The sequence below is a fragment of the Rheinheimera mesophila genome (genome assembly GCF_000986865.1).
GTDB lineage: Bacteria > Pseudomonadota > Gammaproteobacteria > Enterobacterales > Alteromonadaceae > Pararheinheimera > Pararheinheimera mesophila.
Genome location: NZ_LAVS01000086.1, coordinates 201,509 through 226,511, shown reverse-complemented (window position 1 = coordinate 226,511; position 25,003 = coordinate 201,509). Strand labels below are relative to the sequence as shown.

Sequence of the window (25,003 nt, the reverse complement as noted above, 5' to 3'; positions counted from 1 at the left end):
CATATTCCCTGAGCTCAGTACCGGACTATTTCATCGTGACCACATCAAAAGGCAGCAGTTGCGGGACACGCTGTTGTAGCTGCGTTTCTATTTGATCAAGCTCAATCAGGCGCTGGCAAAACAATACAGATTTTTGTTCCAACTCGTCGGCTTTTAAATCCAGCCCTGTATTAATCTTTGCTAATAATTCATCTGCAGGTTGCCAGTTCTGACTTTCGGTCCGTTCAAAATCATCTTCACTTTGACGCAACGCATCGCGCAGTGCATCCCAAACCGCACCCACCGTATATTTGGCCAGATCTTTCAGTTGAGTTTTTAACTCACCATGTAAAAAAGCGTCCAGTTCATTCAGACTCTGTGGTGCCAAATAAAAATGCTCGCCACTTCGGACAAAGCGTGATGTCAACTGATAGGTGGTTTCCCGGATCAACGCCTGCCACTCTTCCTGCTGCGCTGTGCTGCCAATACCGACCAACATATTTTCAATAGCCGTTAAACCAAGTTCGACACTGTCTACTGCGATACTGACCAGCTCAGGTACAAACTTGCGTAATCCCTGGGCATATTGGCGAACCAACTCCTGCTCAGCAGGATTTAACGTGATCCACTCACCACGAATAAATAGGTCTTTGTCCTGATTGATCTGAAACACAGTGCGGTTGGTGTTTTGGATACGGATTTGTTCCGGTGAAATCAGAATACCGTGACGAAACGCCATAGTGCATTCAGCCGCAAAACCTTGCCCACTAAAGCACATCAGAAACAGGATCAACACAAGGCGCAAAATATCAACTCTCTTTCAAGCGTATAAGTCTGGCAATGACGCCTAGCTTAGGTGAAAAAGATGGCAAAATCATCTGGAAGTAACGCATTGCTGTGGTCTTTCATCGAAAAGACCACAGCACAGACAGCCTTATTCGTCACTGAACCGGACTAAACGAACATAAAGCCGAATAATCTTTTCTTTCGTATTGTTTTTACCACTGTACATTGCGATGGCCCATGCCCTGTCAGGCTGATTGACCAGCGTGGTGCCTGTCCACATATTTTCGCTGTTACTGGCCGGAAATGCAGTCAGATTAATCGCAGGGTCAACACAGCTACGCTCGACCAGCGTCAGTACTTCTTTGGCGTTGGGTAAACGCCAGGTACTAAACCCTGCCAGAGTGCTGCGTTTGGCCTCAGTTAAAGCCTCGGCCCAATCCAGTTGCTGCGCTGTTCCGGTACAACTACTGCTGGAGCTGTCCCAGCTTTGTCCGACCAGACAACGGGACCACATCAGCTTAGTCGTTGTATCCAACACAGTACCGTCTGCATTGAGCTGAAAACGACTGATAGGTTTAGTGGTGGTAATATCGCTGTAACATACTTGAGCTGCATGGGCGGGTAATACCACCATCAGCATGATCAGAACATACTTTGACATAAAACTCCCTTATGGCGAGCGCACCAGGCGCACATAACCCAACTGATTTTGCTGTTTTGGCAAGGTATTGTCGTTGCCGTTGCGGATATCAAATACCCAGGCGGAAATCCCGCCGCCGCCCTCGGCGCTGGTTTGAGCGGTCCAGTAAAACATATTGTTTTGGATGGCATAATCGGGTTCAAACCGGAAAAAAGCCGGGTCTAACAAATGATTTTGACCTATACGACTGAAGTCAGCGATAGACATCAACTCTTCCAAAGTGGGTAAACGCCAGTTTGCGCCACCACAGTACGCCGTCTCGTTTACCTCTTCGACATACACTTCAATACCGCAATTCTCTGCACTTGGGCAGGTACTTAAAGCGGCTGCCGGTACACCCGCTTCATCGCCGTTACCGGCATTGGTATTAACAAAACTGTATCTGTTGTTGGCCGCACGTAAGGTACTTGCCGGGGGAGCTGAGATCACGGGCTCTTTAAGCTCCCAAATCAGTCCGGTGACATTATCCCGTACACAGGCAAATTCATTGGCGGTGTCAGGTAACTCATCACCAAACGAATCCAGCTTGGTAAAATCAAAAGCTTTTTCACCTTTGCCGATTTTACGCAGATATTGCACAACACTGTCACGTCCGCCATCGCCGTCCTGGCGCGGATAACTGTCATCACCGCAAGGGATCACGCCGGAGAGGTCATAACAATTCACCACACCAGTGTCAGGCAAATCCCCCAGTACCGCATTGCTGACCGTCACCAGCATCGTATCCGTGGACGTCTGGTTATTGCTGTCTGTTGCGGTTAACTGCAGTTCCAACTGACTGGTACCTGAGATATCCGGTGCAATAAATGAGGCCTGACAGGAGGTGGGGTTCATCAGCACCAATGCCTGACCTTTTAACTGACTCCAGCGACAACCAAAGCTGCCACTCACAGTGCGGGTACCGCGGCCATCCAACTGCACTTCAGCAAATTCCCGCACCTGCTGATCGGGTCCGGCATCGGCGATAATTTGTTGTGTACTGGCGCGTATTGGAACTTTAATACTGCCCTGAGCTGTTAAACCTTCATCGTCAGTGACCGTCAATGTCAACTCAATATCAGTCTGAGTCGCTACCAAAGGGGCAACAAAACTAAGGGTTGCAGTAGTAGCCCCTGTTAAGGTCACTGTCGGGCCCGAGGATTGAGTCCACTGGTAAGCGGCCACTGCACCATCTGCATCCAAATCATAAGAGGATGCAGCGCTGATACTGACGGTGAGCCCCTGTGCGACCGGCAATATCGAAGGCTGGGTAATTTGCAACACAGCAACAGGCGCCTGGTTTTCAGCTTTAACTATAACCTGCACTTCATCTGTTAAGTTCTGTCCCGCAGGTGTGGTGTAGGTCACCTGAAACACTAAAATACTGTCAGCTTTGACCTGAGGCGCAGTCAGAGTCACGGCTGCCGTACTGGCCGGCATGCCTGTAACTGCGGTGCCGGATAATTGCCGCCAGGCAAAAGTTCCACCTGATGGATCACCCAAAGCGCTTAGTGTGAAACTATCTGTTTCATTAACCGTCTGATCGACCCCGGCATTGACACTGGATGCGGAGCCTGTCGATCCGGAATCATCACCGCCGCCACCACCGCAACCAGCCAAAGCAGCAGTTAATAACAGTAAAATAAACCATCGTTGTGTTCGGAGCATTGTCTTGTTTCCACCACAGGCTGGCGTCAGTGCTGCCCATCAGCACCAACAACAGCAAAAAGTTGACATCAGAAATAATTTAACAAACTGAAGCAAAAGACAGGCCAGTTTTGCCTTAAGTTAAAGCAAAACTGCGATTAGACAGGCGATCACAAGGCTTCGACAACAACACCCTGCTCAGACAACCGGATACGGGACGGACCATATTCTTTTTTGGTTCTCAGCACCTCGTTGCCAAAACTACTCTCCACGCCGGCAAAGAGTTGCTGAGTCACCTCAACGCAGACCGACAATAACAACTGCCGTCGTTGCTCTTCCAACTGTTTAATGTCAGCAATAAAGGCCGCAGCAATGCTGCGATGCTCCTCAAACTCTTCTACCATAGCGGCCATTTGTTCTTGTACAGCCGCAGATTTTTCCATTTGCTTGAGCTGCTCAACATGCTGTTTCACCAGTTCCATCTCAGCTTTTAAGCTGGCCAGGCTGGCTCTTAACACAGTCTGTTTTTCGATCAACGGATCCATTTGTTTATTCAATATGATTTGCAACAAACTGCCGGACGGAGCCCCCAGATTGCCACAACGTAAGCCATTGCCCAGGTAATAACGGCCTCCGACGATTTTACCATTAGCTTTTTCTTCCGTGCCTGCCAAGACTGAATCTGCTTCGACCTGACAGTGCAGCAATTGTTTGGATACTGTCAGACGTCCTTCACATTTAAGAGCAGCATATTGTGCCAGAGTACAGTGGATATGGCCTTTGGCCCTGAGTTGAGTACTCAGCTCGGTATGCTCACTGACTTCACCTATTTGATGGCCAATGATCGCACCACCTATGGTGATATCACCGCCAGATTCAATCAGATCACCTTCAAATAGACCTTTGACAAATACATTGCCTCCGGCAATAACTTTCATCGCAGCGGCCACGTCGCCGTTAATCACTACAGCGCCTTTGAAGATAATATGACCTGAACCGGCATCAACTTTGTTGATCACAAACACTTCGTCGACAGCGACACTGGCATCCATCAAACGTGGCATGCCATCTTTGCTGGCGATTAACAGATCCGGGTTAGCGGGACTGATCTCTGATCCCTCAGCCGCGCCCCAGGGCAACTGCTGGCCGTCCAAAGCAGACAAACGGGTTCCGGTCACCGTCATGCCCTCTTTACCTTTGGTAGGTGGCAGACGGCGCATCAACGCTTCACCTGTTTTTACTGACGCAATAGCACCAAAATCGCGTAAATCCACTTTGCCCTCAGAGCGGGCAACGGGCTGTTTGTTGCGGTTGGACATATCGCGGATCAGTAGTTCAAACACCGAGTCGCGACCGGGAACAGGTAAACGCCCTACGGCGATTTCTGCTTTGATTTTACTGCCTGGCTCTGCACGACTGGCCTGAGCTACTAACTGCAGGATCTGCTCTTTTTGAAAACCAAAGACAATACCCGCTTCCTGCCCTGCTTTTACCGCGTCGTTGGCAGAAACCGGGTTACCCCCATAAGCAGCGGTGATTTCAGCAGTGGCGTGCATTGCATCGCTACTGATTTCAATCTTAAGCTGAGCATGCACGCGCTGAGCAACTTTGTATTTCAATACATAGCCTTCAGCTTGTAACTGCTGCTTAATTTTCTGTTGAATTTGCTGGTATTCCAGCAGTAAATTTTTGATTTGGTCCTGCAATAACAGGCAACGGCCGTAGCCTGCCTGTTGTAATTGCTCTTTCAGTACATCGATGGTCAGATTGGTCTGAGTCACAGGCATGTGAATAAAGACTAAATCGTCCTGGAGGCTAAACTGACACGCTAACACATTTACTGTCACAAGCAATTACCACTGAAATAGAACAAGCCACCATCCTGTCAAATTCACCCGGCCGCAACCGCTGGCGAATTTGTCCCTGATCACCCGTTAAATATAGTTCTCTTGATGGATACGGATAAATAAATCTGTTCCTGCTTTACTATAATCGACTTTGTATTCTTTATTGTTTAATGCCTGCACAAACAATAATGTCTTATTTTCACTGAATACATCAGAGCTGGCGATATCGACTAATTCCAGATAACGGGCTTTTGCGTCTGCTTTGCTAGACGGCACTTCTTCAGTAAATATTTTTACGCCATGGCGAGTGGCAACAATAACCGGATCACCCGTATCATTCACTATGACTAAATCGACCTTTTTTTGCTTATGGATCAGAGTGTTACGCCCACTAACCAAAAATGATTTTTCGTAATTATTCATAACTGACATACCGTTTTTAATTTCGTTTTATCGCGTCATTATGATACAGACGCACGTCAAGTGTCTAGGTGACTGTATTCTCTAAACATTGTAACCGGATTTGATTCACTTTTCGGCAAAACTCAGCAGGTTCTGCACCTATAGCACTGAGAGGAATAAACAGATCAAAGCCAGTAAATTGCCTCAATAATTGCATGCGTCGGGCGAACATTGCAATAGCACCGCTGTAACTGCGCGTCTGGCCCCTGTATTCCCCGACTTCGACCATCAGCTCTGTAGGACAGGTACCGGAGGGACACTGACTGCCCAGTGCAGCGATCAACAGGTGGCGTTGTTCAACCATCAGATGCACAGCTAAACGCGGCTGCAGTTGATTAAGAAACTCATCATAATTTTTAAGCTTGACACCTACATAAGCAATTTCGTTACCGTCCAGCTCAGGCACGGCGATAAATCCAAATCCGTGCCAGGGAATACGCCAGCAGCCTTTATGATGAATGTAACAAAACCCTTGCTGGTCAAGCTCGACCACATACAACGGCTCTGTCAATTTGGCATAACCGGCAATCAGCCCCAGCACGCAACAAATCAGCAGCAAAACCCAGGCCGAACTGTGCAACAGATCCGGCGTGAGCAGCAAGAACAGCAGCCATAGCAACAGAGCTGCACTGCTGACCAGCAGAGTCTTAACCCCCCCTTTGGCGGTGGCCGCTCTGTATTGCAATTTATCCATCAGCTTATGTACCAGAAATAAAATACGGCCATCAGTACCAGCCATACAAGGTAAAACCGCATATTCTGACAAAACTCACACTTTTGTTCCGACATTCACTACTCCGATACGACCAACACCTGAGTCATTGCGATAACCTGTGCTCTTTGCTAGCTATTATTCCCTACAATAAAGCCCATTATTCTAAGAGTACCAGACTGGGGTTGCCGTGACGCAAAAAAATTCGAAGCTGATATGGGTGTTATTTAGTGGACTCGCTGTATTTGTTATTTATCTTTTCTTTCAAAATCAATCACCTGAGCAGGAACAACGGGCGTCAGGCTCTGCCACTTTAGTCACGACGCAACTGGTTACTCATTCAGCCTTAGTCCGTCAGGTCAGCAGTCTTGGTACTGCACTTGCCAATGAATCGGTGCAAATTGTCAGTAACACCAATGATTATTTGATCGAGCTTCATATCAACGAAGGCAAAACCATTGAAAAGGGCCAGCTCATCGCGCAGTTAAATGATGTCGAGGAACGCGCCCGGGTCGCTGAACTGTCAGCCTCGTTGGTTGACCAAAAACGTCAGTTGGAACGAGTAAAAAATCTGGCCAAAACTCAGGCCACAGCTCAGTCGTTACTGGATGAGCAACAAACCCGGGTCAATACCACACAAGCACAATTGGACGCCGTCAAAGCCCGTTTAAATGAAATGACCATCCGTGCACCTTTTACCGGTGTTTTAGGGTTACGTCAGGTCAGTGAAGGTGCTTATTTAACAGCGGGCACAGTGCTCACCACACTGGATGATTTAAGCAAAATCCGGTTGGAATTCAGTGTGGCGGAGTATTATCTGGCTCAGCTACAACCAGGTATGACAGTCCATGCCAGCAATGTAGCCTATCCGGGCAGCATTTTTACTGGTCAAATCAAAGCCATAGATACCCGCTTAGACCCTGTCACCCGTTCGGTAAAAGTGCATGCCTTAATCAGCAATGATGAGATGAAATTACGCCCTGGTATGCTGCTGAATGTCAGCGTCACTCTGGCAGAGGTGCAGGCACTGCAAGTATCAGAAAAAGCCTTAGTACCGCTGCAAAACAAGCAGTATGTGTTTGTCGTCAATCAGGACAACACTGTCACCCAAACTGAAGTTCAAATCGGACAACGTATGCCGGGTCTGGTGGAAGTTGTCTCAGGGTTAAAGGCCGGCGATCAGATAGTGATTGAAGGCACCACCAAAATCCGCTCTGGTGCTGTGGTCGTTCCTACTGTCAGTAAAGCGGGGCTATAAGCATGTGGTTATCTGATGTTTCGGTCAAACGACCGGTCTTTGCCACTGTAGTGAATTTGATTTTACTGATTTTTGGTATTGTCTGTTTCACTATGCTGCCACTTCGGGAATTCCCTGATATTGACGCGCCTATCGTCACCATCAGTACCGACTATCCGGGCGCTTCGGCTGAAATTGTTGAAACCAAAATCACCCAGCCTATTGAGGATATGATTTCAGGCGTGGAGGGTATTAAGAATATCAACTCCAATAGCCGGGATGGCCGCTCCAACGTCACCATTGAATTTAACATCAGCCGCGACATAGACGCAGCAGCCAACGATGTGCGTGAGCGGGTGTCGCGTATTCTGGACAACCTGCCGGATCAGGCCTACCCGCCTGAGGTGTTTAAAGCCGACGGCGACGACGATACGATCGCCTGGTTTGTACTGAACAGCGAAACCATGACCAACCTGGAGTTATCCGACTATGCCGACCGTTACATCGTCGAGCGTTTTTCAGTCGTCGATGGGGTGGCACGTATTCAGATTGGTGGCGAACGTCGTTATGCCATGCGCTTGTGGCTTGACAAAGACGCCATGGCCGCCCGGGGGGTGACAGTGCAGGACATTGAAACTGTGCTGCGCGCTGAAAACGTGGAACTACCGGCTGGTAACATCAAATCTGAAGACCGCAACTTTACAGTCCGGGTGGTTCGGACTTACAAAACACAGCAAGACTTCAGACGTTTAGCTATTAAACGGGGTGAAGACAATTATCTGGTGCGTTTGGGCGAAGTGGCACAGGTGATCCTGAGCTCGGAGGATGAAGAAAACGAATTCCGCGGCGATGGCAAAAATCTTTTGGGTATCGGCATTATTAAACAATCCAAAGCCAATACGCTGGATGTGGTGCAAAATGCCCGTGCTGAAATGGAAAAAATTAAAGCCGCCTTGCCTGCTGGCACCACTATTGAACCGGGTTATGACTCGTCGCTTTTTATCGCTGAATCCATTAAAGAGGTATACAACACTCTGGGGATTGCCATGGGCATGGTGGTGCTGGTGATCTTCCTGTTCCTTGGTAATTTACGCGCCACTTTTATCCCGGCTATTACGGTGCCTGTGGCTTTAGTGGCGGCGGTGACCGTGCTTTATGCGCTGGACTTTTCGATTAACTTACTGACCCTGCTCGCGATGGTATTAGCCATAGGTTTAGTGGTGGATGACTCCATAGTCGTTTTGGAAAACATTTATCGGCGGATTGAGGAAGGTGAACATCCGTTACTGGCTTCCTACCGAGGCGCCCGCGAAGTAGGTTTTGCGGTTGTAGCCACAACTCTGGTGTTAATTGCGGTTTTTGTGCCGCTGGTATTTATGCAGGGAGAACTGGGGAAACTCTTTACTGAATTTGCGTTAGCCGTCGCGGCGGCTGTGGCCTTTTCGGCCATTACCGCTTTAACCCTATCCCCTATGCTGGCCAGTAAGTTATTAACCCATAAAAAACGTGAATCCCGTTTCAGTGCCGCGATGCATAAAGGGTTTGCCAAACTGGAGGAGCTTTACAGTCATCAGCTCAACGCCGTAATAGTCCGTCGCTGGCCCACTATGGCGGTGCTGGTGATGAGTTTTGTCGCCACTGTGCTGCTGCTGAAATTAATTCCGTCCGAGCTGGCGCCACAGGAAGACAGAGGCACCTTTTTTGTCAATATGAGTGGCGCTGAAGGCGCCAGTTACGCCAATAACAGCCGCAATATGCGCTTGATTGAAGATTTACTGATGCCCTACTACGAAAAAGGTGAGTTTAACCGCTTGCTGATCCGGGTTCCGGGCTGGGGCAATTCAGGTGGTGTGGCGATAGTAGGCACCGAAAACTGGAATAACGGCAAAAGACGCACTTCAGAGCTGATGCAGGAAGTCAGTGGCAAACTGAATGAATTGCCTGATGTCAAAGCCTTCACCTTTATGCGCAGCGGCTTAGGCGGCGGTCGGGGCGGTGGTCGTCCTGTGCAGTTTGTGATTCAGGGCAATACCTATCAGGAATTGGTGCAGTGGCGCGATATAGTGCTGGCCAAGGCGGCACAAAATCCAAACTTGCAGATGCTGGATCACGACTACAAAGAAACCGTGCCTCAGGTGCTGGTGGAAATTAACAGTGAACGCGCCGCCGATTTGGGCGTTTCTGTCGGTGCCGTAGGTCAGGCGTTGGAAGCCATGCTGGGTGGGCGTCGGGTTACTACTTTCCTGGACAGAGGTAAAGAATACGATGTGATTTTGGAAGGTGAAGACAAAGATTTTGCCAAACCCGGCAGTATCAGCAATGTTTATGTGCGGGCTAAAGAATCAGGCCAACTTATTCCTCTGGATAATCTGGTGGTACTGAAAGAAGAAGCCACCACCTCCAGCTTAAACCGCTACAACAGAATGCGCAGTATCACTATTACTGCCAACCTGGCGCCGGGCTACAGCTTAGGCGAAGCGCTGGAGTTTTTGGAAAAAACCGTCAAAGACAATATCGAAGGCACAGTGGGTATTGACTACAAAGGTGAGTCACTGCTGTTTAAAGAAAGTGGCGAATCGACCGTGCTGATTTTTGCTTTGGCACTTCTCATCACCTTTTTGGTGTTAGCAGCGCAGTTCGAAAGTTTTATCCATCCTTTTGTCATTATGCTGACAGTACCACTGGGTTTAGTTGGTGCTTTGGCTGGTTTGTATTTAGCCGGTATGACGCTGAATATTTACAGTCAGATAGGTTTGGTGATGCTAATAGGTTTAGTGGCGAAAAACGGTATTTTAATCGTTGAATTTGCCAACCAGTTGCGCGATGCCGGTGTAGAGTTTGAACAAGCCATCAAACGCGCTTCTGCCCTACGCTTACGTCCTATTGTGATGACCGCCTTTACCACAGTCTTCAGTGCTATTCCGCTGATCATCACCACAGGCCCGGGCTCTGAAAGCCGGATGGTGATAGGTATGGTGATCTTTGCTGGTGTCGGTGTGGCGACCTTACTGACCATTTATGTAGTACCAGTGGCTTATATGGTGCTGGCCCGCAATACCGGCTCACCGCTGGCAATCAGTAAAGAATTGGAATTGCTGGACAAAGAAGCGGCAGATAAGGCGCCCGAGCACTAAGGCGTCCGATAAAAACTGCTGACAAGACCCTGCGCAACGCGGGGTCTTTTTTTATATCCGCATAGAGCCTGCTGACAAGTGACAGTCGCTGCGTTGTACCTGATTACAATCGGCTCGATGGGGTCAGTGTCGTTATATTTTTTCGCTGATAACGCTGCACAGTGCGGTCAATAAGGCCTTGCTCATGCAGTTTTTTCCAGGCCTGCTGTAGTTTCACCAACATAGCTTTGGATAATGTCCTTTTACTAAAGCCAAAATAAACCGGGCTTTGATACACCAGCACTAAAGGTTGATACTTTTTCGCGTTCTTATACTGATGGGTCTGCCAGTACTGCAGCACCGACACATCTTCTAAAATCGCATTGACCCTGCCCGCCTCCAGCAACGCCAGCTTGTCCTGAATACTGCTGATGCTGACCAGTTGCCGGGCAAAAAATGGACTTTGTTTTAACAGCTCAAACTCTTCACCGTAATAGGCGCCATTGAGCTCAGCAATTCGGCCAAGATCAACATCTTGCGATAAATCCTGAAGTGTCGATATCCGAGGCAAAGTGTCGGGATCACCAATTAACCAAATGGATTCGATATGATGAGGACCAATAAAAGCAAAGTCGGATTTTCGCGCTTCGCTGTAGGACAAATGACTGACCACATCCAGTTCGCCACTATTGATCTGGACCAGGGAACGTAACCAGGGACTATTGATAAACGTCAGCTCACACCCCACCTCCCTGGCTAACAGTTGCAGCAACTCTACACTCTGTCCTTGCCAGCCTTGCTCTTTTAAAATCAAATGGGGAGGAAAGTCTGTTTCTGCAGCCATCCGCAGCACACAAGCCTGCACACTGACAGAACAAAGCACTACAGTGGCAGCTAACGCAGACAATAACCTTTTGCGCATTCCTGATCCTGTTGATTCAATACACCAGTTCTACTATTACACGACATCATTTGCTTTACCAGACACAGGCTGGCTGCACAGATAAATATCTGGGTCATGGCTTGTTTCCTCTTTCCATTCGTTTTATTGTCGATTATGTAAACATTTAGTTTCATTCATTAATACAAAGATAGGGAATCATCAAAGTGAATAAGAAAATACTGTTGTCCGCAGCCTTTTGCTGGGTATTTACCAGCACAACAGCGCTGGCTGCTGAAAAAGGAAAAATTGGGTTATCGCTGGATATTGCGGTTGAAGGAGGCTTTTTTAATTCGAAGTTGGCGACAGTCAAAGTAAAAAGTCTTGTTGCAGGAGGCGCAGCGGAAAAGGCTGGAGTCTTGGTAGGCGATCAAATTCTGAAGATTGCAGATTGTGCTATTCCCGGTTGCCCTGCCGGTGATGCCAAAGATTTGCTGAAGAAGAATAAAGGTGAGTCTGTCAGCTTTTTAATTAAACAAGCCGATGGTACTGAACTGACGAAAACAGTCATTGCAGAGTAACCCTCCCTCAAGCTAAAGACATCCAGACCGCCGGACATTTCTGCTGACGTCCGGTGTCGTGCTCTGCTACACTGCACTAGTTTTGTTGAAGGTGTTCTGCGACAGTGTGAGACTGTTGCAATGAACTGAAAAGGGAAACAGGTGCAAATCCTGTACTGTACCCGCAACTGTAAGCCACTCTACCCAGAGTCCGGCAAGTCAGATGTCCTGCCTTTACAAACCTCAGGCGTCGCAATGTTTTGTGACACACAGTGCGGGCTTACACTGTGCCGGAACTCTGCGGTATTGAACCGCTTTTCCTGGTCCCTGCCCGTTATTTTATGGAGCTTTGTTGTGGGCCAGACCCCGGTTGTCGAATTTTCTCAGGTACAGTTGTGCATCCATCAACAGCAGATCTTAACAGAGCTGAGTTTTGCTATAGCTCAGGGGCAGTTTGTCGCTTTGCTGGGTCCCAATGGCGCAGGCAAAACCAGCTTATTACGTTTACTGCAAAAAGAGTATCAGCCAAGCTCGGGCCTGATTAAATTACAAGGCCAGCCACTGAGCAGTTTTAGCCAATCTGAACTGGCGGCTAAGGTGGCGCTGGTCAGTCAGTTGCCCGGTCCTTTATTTGATTTAACTGTGGCTGATGTGGTGCTGATGGGGCTGATTCCGCATAAAGCCTTATGGCAAACCAATACAGAGCAGGACCTGCAGCAACTCAGGCACAGTCTGGAACTGGTTGGCCTGGCGGCTAAACAACACCATTCCTTTGCTCATTTATCCGGAGGTGAACAACAACGGGTGTTATTAGCCAGAGCTGTGATGCAAAAACCGCTGTTGTTATTGCTGGACGAACCCACCAATCATCTGGACTTGTATTACCAGCATCAGGTGCTGCGTATTGCCAAAGCACTGAATATTACTGTGATTGCCAGTATTCATGATTTAAATCTGGCATCGCGTTATTGCGACCGTTTATTGCTGCTGAACCGAGGTCGACTGGTGGCTGATGGCACAGCGGAGCACGTACTGCAACAAGAGTTACTGACCGAGGTATTCCGTATTCCCTGTTTAATAGACCAAAATCCTTTTGGTGATTGCCCACGGGTTAGCTTTGGTTACAAGGACATTCGATGAGCAAAATCTGGTTAGCCGCCTTGCCTGTGCCTTTCGTTGTTTTACTGGCTATCGCCTTGTTTGTGCTGGTTGGAGTGCTGGCTTTAACTACAGGTTCTGTGTCCGTCTCTGTTGCAGGCTTATTCGGCTTTACAGCTCTGGATGAGATGCAATCCACAGTATTATGGCAACTCAGATTTCCGCGTTTGTTGCTGGCGTTGCTGGCTGGCGCCGGTTTAGCTCTTTGCGGCGCATTATTACAAAATGCCAGCCGCAATCCGCTGGCTGATCCTTATTTGTTTGGCATAGTCTCAGGGGCAGCTTTAGGGGCGACCATAGCGACTATTCTGCTCCCCGACTGGCAGTTGTTCACCGCCTTGTTTGCCTTTGTTGGCGCTTTGCTGGCGGTGTTTCTGGTACTACTGATAGGTGCCAGCAGCCGCTGGCAACGCTTGGAAAGCCTGTTACTTTGTGGTGTTGCGGTCAGCTTTATGCTCAGCGCCATCACCACCACCTTGTTGTATTTATCTGAACCTTTTGCTGCCAATCGTGTGATGTTCTGGCTGATGGGCAGTTTGAGTCAGGCCAGTCTGACGCATGTGGCGTTGATAAGCCCACTGGTATTGCTCACCTTGCTGCTGGGTTTGTTGTATCGCCGCCAGCTTGATGCGTTGGTGTTGAGCGATGAAAGTGCTCGTAGCTTAGGGGTGAATGTGCAGCCCTTGCGTTTCATTATTCTGCTACTTTGTGCTGCGGTCAGCGCTGCTATTGTCGCCTGTTGTGGCGGTATAGCTTTTGTTGGGCTGATGATCCCGCATCTGGTGCGCTCCTTGTTTGGTTTATCCAGTGTCGCCTTGTTGCTGGGCTCAGTCTGGTTAGGCGCAGTGTTTTTGGCGCTCGTTGATACCTTGTCGCGCAGCCTGTTGCCGGATCAGGAATTACCTATAGGTGTCGTCACCTCCGCTATTGGTAGTCTGTTCTTTTTGTCGATGTTATTTAAATACCGGCGTGGTTAAACGGAGTTTTTTATGATGTTAGCTGAAATACCTGCTCTGGATAAAACGGCGACCACAGCAATACAACAACGTATTGATTTAAAAACAAAACCTGCAGGGGCTTTGGGGAAGCTGGAGGCATTGGCGCTGCAACTGGCGCTGATCCAAAACAAAAGCCCTTTATCACTAAATAAACCCGTGCTGCTGATCTTTGCCGGCGATCATGGCATCAATGTGCATGGCGTTAGCATAGCGCCCAGCGCCGTGACACAGCAGATGGTGCGCAATTTTTTAACCGGGGGTGCGGCAGCCAACTGTTTTTGCCGCAGCAATGGCATTGAGTTAGCTGTGATAGATGCCGGTATCTTATCTGCCCTGCCCGACGCACCGGGTTTAATTCAACAATCCTTAGGCTCTGGCACCGCAGATTTCAGTCAGAGACCTGCCATGACACTGGCACAGGTCGACGCAGGTTTGGCTTTAGGCCGCCATATCGCGCGGCAACATATTCTGGCTGGGTGTGATCTACTGCTGTTGGGTGAAATGGGCATCGCCAATACCAGCAGTGCCGCAGCTTTACTGGCCGCTGCCACTGGTTTGCCGGTTGAAACTTGTGTCGGTCGGGGGACCGGTATCAGCGATACACAATTTGAGCTCAAACTGAGTTTAATCAAACAGGCTTTAGAGCGGCCTTATGCCAAAGATCCAGTATCCATATTGGCGGAATTTGGTGGCTTTGAACTGGTTCAGCTTTGTGGCGCTATCTTAGGTGCGGCTGCTTTGCAAACACCTGTGTTAATTGATGGTTTTATTGTCTCAGTGGCGGCGTTATTAGCTTGTCAGATAGCACCGAATTGCCGCGATTATCTAATTTTTGCCCATCAGGGCGCTGAGGCCGGTCATAAGGCGGTGTTAGATGCCTTGAATGCCATCCCCTTGCTGGATTTAGCTTTACGCTTAGGTGAGGGCACAGGGGCCGCTTTGGCAGTGCCACTGCTGCGTGCTGCCATCAGTTTTTACAACGATATGGCCAGTTTCGCTGATGCCGGTGTAACCCAAGTGGTAGACAGCAGTGATTAGTCATGCTTTCAACTGGTCGCTCCGGCAATGGCAACTGTTTTGTCTGGCATTGGCATTTTTCAGCCGTATTCCAGTGCCCGCATCAACTCCCTATAGCCCTGAACTACTGAATCAAAGTAGTCGTTATTTAAGCCTGGTCGGCCTGTTATTAGGAACAGTACAAGCTTTGCTATTGCTTGCCACAGCCCAACTGCTGCCCTTTTCCATCGCTGTGCTGCTTAGCTTAGTCGCAGGTCTGGTGTTAACCGGTGCTTTTCATGAGGACGGTCTGGCCGATACAGCCGACGGTTTAGGTGGCGGACTGTCTTTGGAACGCAAGCTGGAGATTATGAAAGACAGCAGAGTCGGTACTTATGGCCTGGTCGCGCTGTTCTCTGTGTTTTTAATCAAATGGCAAAGCCTGCAGGCTTTAGACAGTCAAGCGGTTTGGGCCTTAGTGCTGGTGGCGGGATTATCGCGCGCCACTGCAGTCAGCCTGACCTTTGTCTTGCCTTATCAACAGTTGGATGCGGTCAGTAAAAGCAAACCTATCGCCACTTCTTTGCAAAAGCGTGCTTTGGTCTGGATTTGGCTGTTTGTTCTACCACTTTTGTCTTTGCTGCCTGTATCTTTAGCCTTGTCTCTGCTTGTGACGCTTATCTTATGTTTTGCACTGCTGTTTGTTTATTATCGAAGCCAGTTACAGGGTTATACAGGTGATCTATTAGGTGCAGCGCAGCAAGTCACTGAACTGAGTTGTTATTTGGTCTGGCTGGTTTGGTGGAGGCAACAGGGATGAAAAAGACGCTGATTTTAGGCGGCGCCCGCAGCGGTAAATCCAGCCTGGCAGAACAGCTTGCGACACCATCAGAGCAGATCTGTTACATCGCCACAGCCACAGCTTTTGACGTCGAAATGAGTCAAAGGATAAAACTGCATCAGCAACAAAGACCCAAACACTGGCAACTAGTCGAATGCCCTTTAATACTGAGTGAAACCTTAACTCAGCTTTCAGCCTCGGGCCAAACAGTGCTAGTCGATTGCCTGACCCTCTGGCTGAATAATCAGCTTTATCATAGTCCGGATCAAGACTTTGCGCTGTTACGCCAGCAGCTCGCTGATGCTGTTGCACAGTTTGAAGGCCAACTGATTTTGGTCAGCAACGAAGTAGGTATGGGGCTGGTGCCTTTAGGCGAGCTAAATCGTATTTTTGTCGACCAGCAAGGCTGGCTGAATCAGCAGCTTGCCAGGGTATGCGATGAGGTGATTTTTGTTGCCGCCGGGTTGCCGCTGTATTTAAAACGAGGCACTGATGCAGCAGATTGATTTAGTCCGTCACGGTCCTGTCGCTGGTCCTGCGGCTTTATACGGTTGGACAGACGTAGCGCTACGTCAATCTGCCCCGGCCTGCCTTGAGTGGTTAAACAAACAAGCTTATCAGCAGGTGCTGAGCTCACCATTACAACGCTGTCGCCACAGTGCCGAAACTCAGGCAAAACGTCTGGGGCTGCAACTTGTGCTTGAGCCGGATTTTAAAGAAATGAATTTTGGCCGTTGGGACGGTGTGGCTTTTGATGAGCAAAGCCCAGAGTGGCCGCTACAACAAGACTTCTGGCAGCAGCCTTTTGCAGTCACCCCACCTGAGGGTGAATCTTTAACTGATTTTCAGCAGCGGCTGTTACAGGCCTTTACACGACAGAGTCGGTATCAGAATGGTCAGGCATTATGGCTGCTGCATGGTGGTGTGATCCGTCTGCTGTTGGCTCACTTACTTCATATCGATCTGAGACAAAGCCATTGGCTACAACACTTATCCATTGGCTATGGCAGTGTCAGCCGGATCAGCCGTTACAACGCACAAAGTCCGTGGCAAATCCATTGTATTGCCGCACCGGGCTTCTCATTTTTACAACAGGATTTTTCATGACCGATCTCAAACAACACAACCATAAAAAGCGCCAGCAAAAACTGAAAGAACAGGTCGATAGCCGCATCGCCGCCGCCACCACCGACAAAGCTTTATTGCTGGTGATCACCGGCAATGGCAAAGGTAAATCTACTGCTGGTTTTGGCACTGTAGCCCGGGCAGTAGGCCATGGTTTAAAAGCCGCTGTCGCCCAGTTTATTAAAGGCACATGGGACTGTGGTGAACGCAATTTATTACAGCAACACGGGGTGGAATTTGCGGTCATGAACACTGGGTTTACCTGGGATACCCAGGACAGAGCTGCCGATATTGCCGCCGCAGAACTGGTTTGGGCTAAGGCCGAACAGTTTTTACAGGATGACAGTATTCAACTGGTATTGCTGGATGAGCTGACTTATATGGTGAGTTACCACTACATAGAATTAGACAGAGTGGTGAATGCACTCAATAACAGGCCCTCTACTCAGCATGTGGTGATCACAGGTCGCGCTGCCCATCGCACTTTAATCGAGATGGCCGATACCGTCAGTGAAGTGCAGTCAATCAAACATGCTTTCGACGCTGGCATACAAGTGCAAAAAGGAGTGGACTGGTAATGAAGATGCTACGCATGGTGCTGTGCTGCTGCGCGCTATTTACAGCGGCTGTGCAAGCCAAACCGGCTCAACGTATTGTAGCGCTCTCGCCTCATCTGGTTGAGCAGCTCTATAGCCTTGGTGTTGGTGACAGAATTGTCGGCACGACAGACCATGCCGATTACCCTGAGGCTGCGAAAAACATTCCTCGTGTTGGCAATTATGCGCACTTGCAAATCGAAAAAATTCTGGCGCTAAAACCGGATTTGGTTCTGGCCTGGACAGACGGTAATCCGCCAGCGGATTTAACTAAGTTACGCCAGCTAGGTTTAACCCTAGTGGATTCGAATCCATTGCAACTGACCGATATAGCCAAAGAGCTGCGTTTGTTAGGCCAACTGACAGGAGCCGAAGCTGAAGCTGAGCAACAAGCACAGTTGATGGAACAAGGCTTGGAAGAACTAGAGAAAAACTACGCAGGCAAAACTAAAGTCACAGTGTTTTACGAACTATGGCAACAACCTTTGTCTACTGTGGCGCAACAAGCCTGGCCACAGCAACAACTGGAGCTTTGTGGTGCCGCCAACCCTTTTGCCAATGCCATAGGGGATTACCCTCAGGTGAGTTTGGAGCATGTAATCGCCAGTCAGCCGCAACTGATTATTCAGCCGGTGTCAGTCAATGAGCCGCGTGCTCTGCTCGACTGGAGCAACTGGCCAGCCATTCCGGCCGTTAAATACCAACAATTTAGCCAACCTAATTCAGATCTGGTGCATCGTACCACCAGCAGAATGCTGCAGGGAGTGCGGCAACTTTGCGCCGACATTGACAAGACGCGGCAATTTTTTGCCAAAAAGTCCTAAAGTTATTCAAGCACACGCCGATAGGCTGATTAGTCAGAACTATACTGAACAGTATTCAGCCCCCAAGGGAGTGTATGTATGTCATCTGTAAACGGTGTCGGCGCGTCAAATGCTTCAGCCCAGGCTCAAGCCAACAAAGCAGAAAGCAGTGAAAAAACCGAAGAGAAAAAACTCTCGGGTTACGATGCTTCCCGTATGAACAAGCAAAAGCTCAATGCCGCCATTATGGAAAACCAGCTTAAACTGAGCGCAGGTGAAGACGATAACTCGATGAAGTTACTCTATAAAACTGCACTTGAAGGCATTAACAAAGAACTGGAAGCTGAATTTGGCCCCAATGCCGCTGAAAAAATTAAAAACAGCGGTGTCGATACCTCGCCACAGGCTACTGCCGATCGTATTGTCGGTTTCGCCACTGCTTTTTATCAGAAATACGCAGAGCAAAACCCGGATATGCCGGAGGAAGAACGTTTAGACAAATTCCTCGCTTTAGTGGGCGGTGGTGTCGACAAAGGTTTTGAAGATGCCCGCAGTGTTCTGGATGGTTTAGGTGTGCTAAATGGCAAAATTGCCGAAGACATCGACAGCACTTACTCGCTTATTCAGGATGGTTTCGCCAAATTCCGTGAAATGATTTTAAACCCTGATAAAACCACAGAAGATCAGGATATATCTGAATCTGTTGCCGCCAATACCGGCAGCGAACTGCGGTTTTCAGTGAAAGTGTAAGTGACTTCTGCTGTGTTATGACTCCTGACGTGCTGGTTTCGTCTAAGCCTTGAAACCAGCGGTTTTTTAAACTGGCCTTAGCTTTTTAAGGCCAGTTCTTTTTTTCATTTACCGCTGCTTAAAGCTGTTTGAATCAACAGCGCAGGATTCGCTTTATTGCCCTCTTCACTGATCCAAATCTGTTTATCCTGATCAATACACACTCCTTCTACCTGACCTGTAGTAGGTAGCGCTTTCGTCTCCAGCACTTGCAGCTTGTTATCATAACGGGCGATTTGAGGCTGAAAACCAGCATTGCTTAAATAAGCCCAAATCGCTTTACGTGGATCCGGGTACCCTACCAGCCACCACTCTTGTGTGCCTTGCTCAAATACCGCATCTGTGACCAAAAAGCCGGGGCTGACAAAAGGCATAGCTTCGCCAAGCTTTTGCTGTGTCAACTCAGGATCCAGTTTATAGCGGGCAGGAATTTGGCTTTGCCAGCTTTTACTGATCAGCCACAAAGTGTTTTGCTGATACACCAGAGCTTCAAAATCCAAATCATGTTGATACGGCTCAGGTTTTCCAGCCGTTGGCAGTAGTATCTCCAGCCGTTCAGGCCGATAAGGTTGCTTTAAACCAGACCAGTTCAGCGGTACTTTATAAATAAACAGAGTTGTTCTATGGCCTGCATTATTGCCGGTATCGGCCAGATAGAAAAACTTATCATCTGAGGTGATCGCCTCCCAATCGCTGTTTCTGACTGACAACTCTAGCTGTTGCTTGACCGCCCCGGTCCGGTCAAACCGGTACAACACCGGCTTCCCCACTGAATCATTAAAGCTGATAAAGTCCTGCTGCTCACAGTGTAACCCTGAGGTTTCCAGCAATGTTGGCGGCAAAGCGACCATGGACTGACCTTCAGCAGGTGCTGGTTGGCTGACGCTGCAGCCAGTTAACAGCAGCAACAGGACCAACAGTCCTGACAAGATGTGATGTCTGAATGAATGGCTCACAACAACTCCCCGCAATGGCGCAGCCGACGCTGCAGGCGCGGCGTGCACACTATCGCCAGCAGTGCTGAGCCGCCTGCTTGACCCGCGCCATCGATGACCGGACTGTGTGTTCTGCTACAAACGACAACAATACTGAGCCAAAGCCTTTTGTACATCCAAAATAGCACTGTCTTTACTAAAGGTTTTGCTGATAGGGCTGTCGGTGCCACTCAGCCAGATATGTAAGTCAGATTCCAGGTCAAAGTGCCCTTTGGTTTCGGCACTGAAGCGCACAATAGAGCGATAAGGCACGGACATAAACTGCTTTTTTGACCCGGTTAAGCCTTGTTTATCGACGAGGATCAAACGCCGGTCAGTAAATACAATCAGATCACGTATCACTTGATAGGCCTGTTGCAGCTTCTCGTCCGGCAATAAAATCTGGCTGAATTCAGTTTCAATATCAGCCAGGTCAATTTGTCCTGCATTACCTAATAAACCGCTAAAAAGTCCCATCTGTATTCCTTGTTCATACCTGTATGCCTGAGCTTATCTTTGCCTCAGACTTAGCGCAAGGACTAAAAACTCAGCACTTTGCCATCCCAGTTCAGTAATAAACCACTGTGTTCAGCCTGGAGCTGCTGAGCCACTTGTGCCAGATTCTGAGCGGTCCGGGCCGGCGTCTGCAACTGCCCCTCCGGTAAATTACGCTGAAAAGGCGCAGACAAAGCGGAGTCTGTCGTACCAGGGTGCAGTGTGACCACGGCGGCTGTTTTATTGCTGCGTTTGAGTTCAATACTGGCGGTTTTTATCCATTGATTCAGCGCTGCTTTGGCACTGCGATAGCTGTACCAGCCGCCTAGTTGGTTGTCACTGATGCTGCCTACTTTAGCACTTAACTGCAGATAACGAATCGCTGAAGTTTTAGTTAAATAAGGCCAGAGCCCCTGCAAATACATCACTGGCACTTCCAGATTCAGTTGCAAAGTTTTACGCAGCAACAGAGCGCTGCTTTGACTTAAACTTTTTTCCGGCGAAAGTTTTGGCTCAGTCTGCTGATGCAACCAGCCGATACAATTGAACACCAATCCGACCTGGTATTGCTGCAAAGTGCTGATCAAGGCGCTAAAAAAGCCTTGATGCAACGTCCAGTCTGCCGTCTGCGCCAGATCAGGCGCCTGGATCACCAGAAGCTGCGGATTTCTGAGCTCTGGGCTGTGACGGGACAACCAAATCACCGGCAAACCTTGCTGCAGATAATGCATCGCCAGCGCCTGCCCTATCGCACTGCTGGCGCCTATAATCAGTACTGCGCTCACTCTGTCCCCTCCTGCTGTTCGGCGTAGGTCAGCACGGCTTGCGCCAAACTCAGCCCGGCCAGATAAGCATTCTCAACCCGCCCGCCATAACTCCAATCACCACCAGCCCATAACGGCCGCTCAGGCAAAGCCAATAATCCCGGCAGGGGTACTTGGTCCCTTTGACTGGCATAAAGCCATCTGTGCGCCACCAAGGCCCTGATCTCGCCCTGCACACCAAGTTCCTGTTGTAAAATGTCAGTGGCTTTTGCAAACCAAAAGTCTGCAGACTGCTCCAGATGTAACGCGCTGAATGCGGCATTAAAATGCAAAATGTAACAGCTACTGCGGCCGGTCTTATGCTGTTGATGACTGATAAACCTCAGTTGAGGGTGCTGACAGAAAATAGCATCGCCCCAGGGGATAGACTGGGCTTGCACAGCCACAGCCCAACAGGGCTCCAGTACATCAGATGCAGAGCGAAAAAGTTCAGGCAAACCACTTTGCTTCAGCAACTGCTGCGCCTGCACTGGCGGTAGGGTCAGCAATACAGCGTCAAAATCGCTATAGTCCTGGCCAGTGTCGCTATGCAGTGTCCAACCTTGTTGTTGATAGTCCAGCCTCAGGACACGACAGCCGGTGATCAGGGGTATGTCCTGTAGTAAAGCAGTGACCGGACTGTGCATTGACGGGATCCCGATAAAACGCTGTTGTTTATCTTCTGAAGCCGTCAGGGAAATCACTCCTTCATCATCGGATAAAAGTGCGGTCTTGCAGCGCCATAACTCAACCTGGCCTGCCTCAAGCCACTGCTTAACCTGCTGTGTAAATGCTTCGCTGCGGGCAGTAAAATACTGAGCCCCCATATCCAGGTAGCCTTGTTCTGTCCTTTTACTGCTCATACGGCCACCTGCGGCACGACCTTTGTCGAATACGGTGACCTGATGGCCTTGCCGAACCAGACTTGCCGCTGCTGCAGCTCCCGTAAGGCCGGCCCCTAACACTGCTATTTTTTTCATGGTTGTATTTCTTTACATCGATCACTTAGTGTTGAACTGATATCGAACTTACGCTGTATCATAAGCTTAAGATCAACGATGGAGACAAACCTGTGGCTCAGACAGAAATAGCAACCTTTGGAGCTGGCTGCTTCTGGTGTATTGAATCGGCGCTCAATCAATTGCGCGGTGTCAACACCGCAATCAGTGGTTATATGGGAGGCCAGACGCGCAATCCGGACTACCGTCAGGTCTGCACTGGCACCACTGGCCATGCGGAAGTGGTGCAGGTGGAATTTGAGCCGCAGCAGATCAGTTTTGAGCAGTTGTTGCAGATCGTATTTTTTCTACATGACCCGACTCAGCTTAATCGTCAGGGCAATGATATAGGTACTCAATATCGCTCTGCGATATTTTACCATTCAGAGCAACAGCATCAGCAGGCAGTTGCTTTGATTAAAGCGGCGCAGCCATTGTTCGATTTACCTATAGTGACAGAAGTGACCGCGGCCAGTAGTTTTTATCCGGCTGAAGCGTATCATCAGGGCTACTATTTACAGAATACCAACCAACCCTATTGCCAGTTTTTGATCACGCCTAAGTTGGCTAAATTCCGCCAGACCTTTGCCAGTTTGCTAAAGGCTTAAAACAATTCGGCTTAGAGTAAAATTATCAGCAACAAAAGGGAGGGTCAGAGCCAAGGCTCCGACCCTGGTGATTAAAAATCAGGGGTCCAGTGTAAACGTACAGACCATTCAGCGCCTGCTGTGGCATAACCTGGCAAGTATAGATAATCTTTATTGGTCAGGTTGTCCGCTTTAGCCGCAATTTGTAGCTCGCTGCTTAACTGGTAACTGACACCGGCTCCCCATAAGGTGTATCCACCCAGTTGTGGTGTGGCAAAATCACCAGTCTGGAAATCACTCTGGTAGTCTGAGGTGACAAATAGCCGCCAATCCTGCCACTGATAAGCCCCCTGCCAATGCACTGTATGCTTAGAACGTTTGATCAGAGGCTGATTTGTGGTTTCATCTTTGGCATCCGTATAGCTGTAAGCCAGTTGCTGATGGAGCTGTTGCCAGCTCTGGCTGATACTGAATTCAGCTCCTTTGATTTCGGCTTCACCAACGTTTTGTGGCACCCAGTTGCCATCCTCCGCCGGAGCCCACTGGATAAGGTTATTCACTTTTTGCTGATACACTGAGCTTTCAATCTGCACATCACCAGCCTGGTACTTTATACCCAGCTCGTTGGAGGTTGCGGTTTCAGGCGTCAACTCTTTATTGCCACCGGATGGATAATACAGGTCGTTAAAGCTTGGCGCTTTAAACGCACTGCTGCGGCTGGCTCGTAGCAATAACTCGTTGCTCAGTTGATAACCTAAACCCAGTTCATAGGTGTTGGAATGACCATACTGACTTTGTTTGTCATGACGGCCCGTGACATCGGCCAACCAGACACCGGACTGATAACTGACGCCGGCAAATACGGCTTTATTGATGCGGGAATCAACCTCATAAGCCACATCACTGTCTGACACATCTTCCTGATACCAGTTCACACCAGTTAATGCCGTGAAACTGCGACTCAATGCACGGCTGTATTGATAATCCAGCTCCTGCCGCTTGGTTGCAAACAAACTGGCAGGGCTATCTTCGCCCCAGTTTAAGTCTTCTGTTTGATTCTCAGAGATACTCAGTTTCTGACTGGCTTTGTCGCCATCCAATGCCCAGCCTACACGGCTTTGGCTGGTTTTCGTTTCCACCTGATCAGCGCCAGGGCCCCATGCCGGGTCAAAATCATACTGGCCGCGGCTTCTTAGGACATGGTGATCGGCAGACCAGAGGCCGTACTCTGTGCTGTACTCTGCACCTAACTTGCCATAACGTTGATCAAAACCATCGTTGTCCGCTTGTGTGCCCGGACGCACATCAAAACCTTCAGAGTCAGACCAGCCTAAATTCGTCCGTACCTTCAAAGCGCCATACTGCTGGCTGGTGGCGATATCGGCTTCATGGCTCTGATACCGGCCGGTTTTTAACTGCACTGAGGTGTTTTCTGCTTTACGCGTAGTGATAGCAATCACACCAGCTAATGCATCCGAGCCGTATAAAGCGGCTTTTGGCCCTTTAATGACTTCTATTTGTTCAATTTGTTGCAAAGAAAGTTCAGCTAAAGAGGCATAACCTAAAGTGGCAGAGCCAGTACGGACACCGTCAACCAGTACCAGCGTATGACCTGCCGCACCCCCCCTTAAAAACACAGTGCTGGTCTGGCCTTTGCCACCAGAACGGCTGATTTGTACACCAGATACCTGACGCAATAAAGCGGGTAGATCAGATACCTGAGCCTGTTCAATTTGCTCACGGTCCAGCACAGTGACTGAGGATAAGATCTGCTGCACAGGCGCAGGCTGACGGGTGGCGTACACGCTGATATGTTCCAGTGGATCGTCTGAGCTGTCATCAGCCTGGACAGTCAGTGCAAAAGCAGGCAGGCCAGCGACTACTGTCGCCAGCAAAGATTTTTTAAACATGATGTCTCCCAAAGACGCCCACCGCGTC

General features: G+C 49.1%; 25 protein-coding genes and 1 riboswitch. Of the genes, 13 read left to right on the top strand and 12 right to left on the bottom strand.

The window, feature by feature from the left end; genetic code table 11:
- Positions 1-25: 25 nt before the first annotated feature.
- The 6 genes from SD53_RS13790 to SD53_RS13765 all read right to left on the bottom strand — a co-directional run bounded on the left by SD53_RS13790 (position 26) and on the right by SD53_RS13765 (position 6,139).
- On the bottom strand, positions 26-718 hold the full coding sequence (locus SD53_RS13790; protein WP_046520836.1) for a DUF2884 family protein: 693 nt from the start codon (positions 716-718) through the stop codon (positions 26-28).
- Positions 719-913: 195 nt separating this feature from the next.
- Positions 914-1,426 (bottom strand): Lcl C-terminal domain-containing protein, encoded by a 513-nt coding sequence (locus tag SD53_RS13785; RefSeq protein ID WP_046520751.1) that lies wholly within the window; start codon positions 1,424-1,426, stop codon positions 914-916.
- A gap of 9 nt (positions 1,427-1,435) precedes the next feature.
- Positions 1,436-3,112 (bottom strand): Lcl C-terminal domain-containing protein, encoded by a 1,677-nt coding sequence (locus SD53_RS13780; protein WP_046520750.1) that lies wholly within the window; start codon positions 3,110-3,112, stop codon positions 1,436-1,438.
- A 149-nt stretch (positions 3,113-3,261) separates the two neighbouring features.
- Positions 3,262-4,938 (bottom strand): flagellar assembly protein A, encoded by a 1,677-nt coding sequence (locus SD53_RS13775; protein ID WP_082101875.1) that lies wholly within the window; start codon positions 4,936-4,938, stop codon positions 3,262-3,264.
- A gap of 87 nt (positions 4,939-5,025) precedes the next feature.
- Positions 5,026-5,361 (bottom strand): hypothetical protein, encoded by a 336-nt coding sequence (locus tag SD53_RS13770; protein WP_046520749.1) that lies wholly within the window; start codon positions 5,359-5,361, stop codon positions 5,026-5,028.
- Between the two features lie 64 nt (positions 5,362-5,425).
- Positions 5,426-6,139, bottom strand: a complete 714-nt coding sequence (locus tag SD53_RS13765) for a DUF2982 domain-containing protein (RefSeq protein ID WP_052749383.1) — start codon at positions 6,137-6,139, stop codon at positions 5,426-5,428.
- Positions 6,140-6,302: 163 nt separating this feature from the next.
- On the opposite strand from SD53_RS13765, the gene SD53_RS13760 reads away from it, so the two are divergent.
- Positions 6,303-7,370 carry an efflux RND transporter periplasmic adaptor subunit gene (locus SD53_RS13760; protein ID WP_046520748.1) on the top strand — a complete coding sequence of 356 codons (1,068 nt, stop codon included), beginning with the start codon at positions 6,303-6,305 and terminating at the stop codon, positions 7,368-7,370.
- Positions 7,371-7,372: 2 nt separating this feature from the next.
- The gene (locus SD53_RS13755; RefSeq protein ID WP_046520747.1) at positions 7,373-10,483 is read left to right on the top strand and encodes an efflux RND transporter permease subunit; all 3,111 of its coding nucleotides are present in this window, start codon (positions 7,373-7,375) and stop codon (positions 10,481-10,483) included.
- A 103-nt stretch (positions 10,484-10,586) separates the two neighbouring features.
- Here the strand turns inward: SD53_RS13755 and SD53_RS13750 are convergent, their stop codons facing one another.
- The gene (locus SD53_RS13750; protein ID WP_046520746.1) at positions 10,587-11,384 is read right to left on the bottom strand and encodes a substrate-binding periplasmic protein; all 798 of its coding nucleotides are present in this window, start codon (positions 11,382-11,384) and stop codon (positions 10,587-10,589) included.
- Positions 11,385-11,569: 185 nt separating this feature from the next.
- Between SD53_RS13750 and SD53_RS13745 the strand changes: the two genes are divergently transcribed.
- The 10 genes from SD53_RS13745 to SD53_RS13700 all read left to right on the top strand — a co-directional run bounded on the left by SD53_RS13745 (position 11,570) and on the right by SD53_RS13700 (position 19,169).
- Positions 11,570-11,923 (top strand): PDZ domain-containing protein, encoded by a 354-nt coding sequence (locus SD53_RS13745; RefSeq protein WP_046520745.1) that lies wholly within the window; start codon positions 11,570-11,572, stop codon positions 11,921-11,923.
- A 72-nt stretch (positions 11,924-11,995) separates the two neighbouring features.
- Positions 11,996-12,152: riboswitch (cobalamin riboswitch) on the top strand.
- A 104-nt stretch (positions 12,153-12,256) separates the two neighbouring features.
- Entirely contained in the window at positions 12,257-13,042 is a 786-nt protein-coding gene (locus SD53_RS13740) for an ABC transporter ATP-binding protein (protein ID WP_052749382.1), read from the top strand.
- Complete coding sequence (locus SD53_RS13735) at positions 13,039-14,037, top strand: FecCD family ABC transporter permease (RefSeq protein ID WP_046520744.1); 999 nt, start codon at positions 13,039-13,041, stop codon at positions 14,035-14,037. The genes SD53_RS13740 and SD53_RS13735 overlap by 4 nt, the downstream gene beginning before the upstream one ends.
- Positions 14,038-14,049: 12 nt before the next feature.
- Complete coding sequence (gene cobT / locus SD53_RS13730; protein ID WP_241481807.1) at positions 14,050-15,096, top strand: nicotinate-nucleotide--dimethylbenzimidazole phosphoribosyltransferase; 1,047 nt, start codon at positions 14,050-14,052, stop codon at positions 15,094-15,096.
- Positions 15,089-15,874: an adenosylcobinamide-GDP ribazoletransferase gene (locus SD53_RS13725; protein WP_206539941.1), complete on the top strand. Its 786-nt coding sequence runs from the start codon at positions 15,089-15,091 to the stop codon at positions 15,872-15,874. Before cobT ends, SD53_RS13725 begins: the two co-directional genes overlap by 8 nt.
- Positions 15,871-16,401: a bifunctional adenosylcobinamide kinase/adenosylcobinamide-phosphate guanylyltransferase gene (gene cobU, locus SD53_RS13720; protein WP_046520743.1), complete on the top strand. Its 531-nt coding sequence runs from the start codon at positions 15,871-15,873 to the stop codon at positions 16,399-16,401. The genes SD53_RS13725 and cobU overlap by 4 nt, the downstream gene beginning before the upstream one ends.
- Positions 16,388-17,002 (top strand): histidine phosphatase family protein, encoded by a 615-nt coding sequence (locus SD53_RS13715; RefSeq protein WP_046520742.1) that lies wholly within the window; start codon positions 16,388-16,390, stop codon positions 17,000-17,002. The genes cobU and SD53_RS13715 overlap by 14 nt, the downstream gene beginning before the upstream one ends.
- Entirely contained in the window at positions 16,999-17,598 is a 600-nt protein-coding gene (gene cobO, locus SD53_RS13710; protein ID WP_046520741.1) for a cob(I)yrinic acid a,c-diamide adenosyltransferase, read from the top strand. The genes SD53_RS13715 and cobO overlap by 4 nt, the downstream gene beginning before the upstream one ends.
- Positions 17,598-18,440, top strand: coding sequence for a cobalamin-binding protein (locus SD53_RS13705; protein ID WP_052749381.1), 843 nt, complete (start codon positions 17,598-17,600; stop codon positions 18,438-18,440). Before cobO ends, SD53_RS13705 begins: the two co-directional genes overlap by 1 nt.
- Before the next feature lie 78 nt (positions 18,441-18,518).
- A complete protein-coding gene (locus SD53_RS13700; protein WP_046520740.1) occupies positions 18,519-19,169 on the top strand; it encodes a DUF5610 domain-containing protein in 651 nt (216 codons plus the stop codon).
- A gap of 104 nt (positions 19,170-19,273) precedes the next feature.
- Here the strand turns inward: SD53_RS13700 and SD53_RS13695 are convergent, their stop codons facing one another.
- The 4 genes from SD53_RS13695 to SD53_RS13680 all read right to left on the bottom strand — a co-directional run bounded on the left by SD53_RS13695 (position 19,274) and on the right by SD53_RS13680 (position 22,460).
- The gene (locus tag SD53_RS13695; RefSeq protein ID WP_157850023.1) at positions 19,274-20,116 is read right to left on the bottom strand and encodes a hypothetical protein; all 843 of its coding nucleotides are present in this window, start codon (positions 20,114-20,116) and stop codon (positions 19,274-19,276) included.
- A 162-nt stretch (positions 20,117-20,278) separates the two neighbouring features.
- A complete protein-coding gene (locus SD53_RS13690; protein WP_046520738.1) occupies positions 20,279-20,659 on the bottom strand; it encodes a PH domain-containing protein in 381 nt (126 codons plus the stop codon).
- A 62-nt stretch (positions 20,660-20,721) separates the two neighbouring features.
- Positions 20,722-21,462 carry an SDR family NAD(P)-dependent oxidoreductase gene (locus SD53_RS13685; RefSeq protein WP_082101872.1) on the bottom strand — a complete coding sequence of 247 codons (741 nt, stop codon included), beginning with the start codon at positions 21,460-21,462 and terminating at the stop codon, positions 20,722-20,724.
- Entirely contained in the window at positions 21,459-22,460 is a 1,002-nt protein-coding gene (locus SD53_RS13680; protein WP_046520737.1) for an NAD(P)/FAD-dependent oxidoreductase, read from the bottom strand. The genes SD53_RS13685 and SD53_RS13680 overlap by 4 nt, the downstream gene beginning before the upstream one ends.
- Positions 22,461-22,552: 92 nt before the next feature.
- Here SD53_RS13680 and msrA point away from each other — a divergent pair, with 92 nt between their 5' ends.
- Positions 22,553-23,086 carry a peptide-methionine (S)-S-oxide reductase MsrA gene (gene msrA / locus SD53_RS13675; protein ID WP_046520736.1) on the top strand — a complete coding sequence of 178 codons (534 nt, stop codon included), beginning with the start codon at positions 22,553-22,555 and terminating at the stop codon, positions 23,084-23,086.
- Positions 23,087-23,157: 71 nt separating this feature from the next.
- Here msrA and SD53_RS13670 read toward each other — a convergent pair whose 3' ends face one another.
- A complete protein-coding gene (locus SD53_RS13670; RefSeq protein ID WP_046520735.1) occupies positions 23,158-24,975 on the bottom strand; it encodes a TonB-dependent receptor domain-containing protein in 1,818 nt (605 codons plus the stop codon).
- Positions 24,976-25,003 lie beyond the last annotated feature (28 nt).

What these genes read in the sequence shown, in the direction of transcription:
- SD53_RS13790 (WP_046520836.1), bottom strand. Translation starts at nt 718, where the DNA reads ATGGCGTTTCGTCACGGTATTCTGATTTCACCGGAACAAATCCGTATC.
- SD53_RS13785 (WP_046520751.1), bottom strand. Translation starts at nt 1,426, where the DNA reads ATGTCAAAGTATGTTCTGATCATGCTGATGGTGGTATTACCCGCCCAT.
- SD53_RS13780 (WP_046520750.1), bottom strand. Translation starts at nt 3,112, where the DNA reads ATGCTCCGAACACAACGATGGTTTATTTTACTGTTATTAACTGCTGCT.
- SD53_RS13770 (WP_046520749.1), bottom strand. Translation starts at nt 5,361, where the DNA reads ATGAATAATTACGAAAAATCATTTTTGGTTAGTGGGCGTAACACTCTG.
- SD53_RS13765 (WP_052749383.1), bottom strand. Translation starts at nt 6,139, where the DNA reads ATGGCTGGTACTGATGGCCGTATTTTATTTCTGGTACATAAGCTGATG.
- SD53_RS13755 (WP_046520747.1), top strand. Translation starts at nt 7,373, where the DNA reads ATGTGGTTATCTGATGTTTCGGTCAAACGACCGGTCTTTGCCACTGTA.
- SD53_RS13750 (WP_046520746.1), bottom strand. Translation starts at nt 11,384, where the DNA reads ATGCGCAAAAGGTTATTGTCTGCGTTAGCTGCCACTGTAGTGCTTTGT.
- SD53_RS13735 (WP_046520744.1), top strand. Translation starts at nt 13,039, where the DNA reads ATGAGCAAAATCTGGTTAGCCGCCTTGCCTGTGCCTTTCGTTGTTTTA.
- cobT (WP_241481807.1), top strand. Translation starts at nt 14,050, where the DNA reads ATGATGTTAGCTGAAATACCTGCTCTGGATAAAACGGCGACCACAGCA.
- cobU (WP_046520743.1), top strand. Translation starts at nt 15,871, where the DNA reads ATGAAAAAGACGCTGATTTTAGGCGGCGCCCGCAGCGGTAAATCCAGC.
- SD53_RS13715 (WP_046520742.1), top strand. Translation starts at nt 16,388, where the DNA reads ATGCAGCAGATTGATTTAGTCCGTCACGGTCCTGTCGCTGGTCCTGCG.
- cobO (WP_046520741.1), top strand. Translation starts at nt 16,999, where the DNA reads ATGACCGATCTCAAACAACACAACCATAAAAAGCGCCAGCAAAAACTG.
- SD53_RS13705 (WP_052749381.1), top strand. Translation starts at nt 17,598, where the DNA reads ATGAAGATGCTACGCATGGTGCTGTGCTGCTGCGCGCTATTTACAGCG.
- SD53_RS13700 (WP_046520740.1), top strand. Translation starts at nt 18,519, where the DNA reads ATGTCATCTGTAAACGGTGTCGGCGCGTCAAATGCTTCAGCCCAGGCT.
- SD53_RS13690 (WP_046520738.1), bottom strand. Translation starts at nt 20,659, where the DNA reads ATGGGACTTTTTAGCGGTTTATTAGGTAATGCAGGACAAATTGACCTG.
- SD53_RS13680 (WP_046520737.1), bottom strand. Translation starts at nt 22,460, where the DNA reads ATGAAAAAAATAGCAGTGTTAGGGGCCGGCCTTACGGGAGCTGCAGCA.
- SD53_RS13670 (WP_046520735.1), bottom strand. Translation starts at nt 24,975, where the DNA reads ATGTTTAAAAAATCTTTGCTGGCGACAGTAGTCGCTGGCCTGCCTGCT.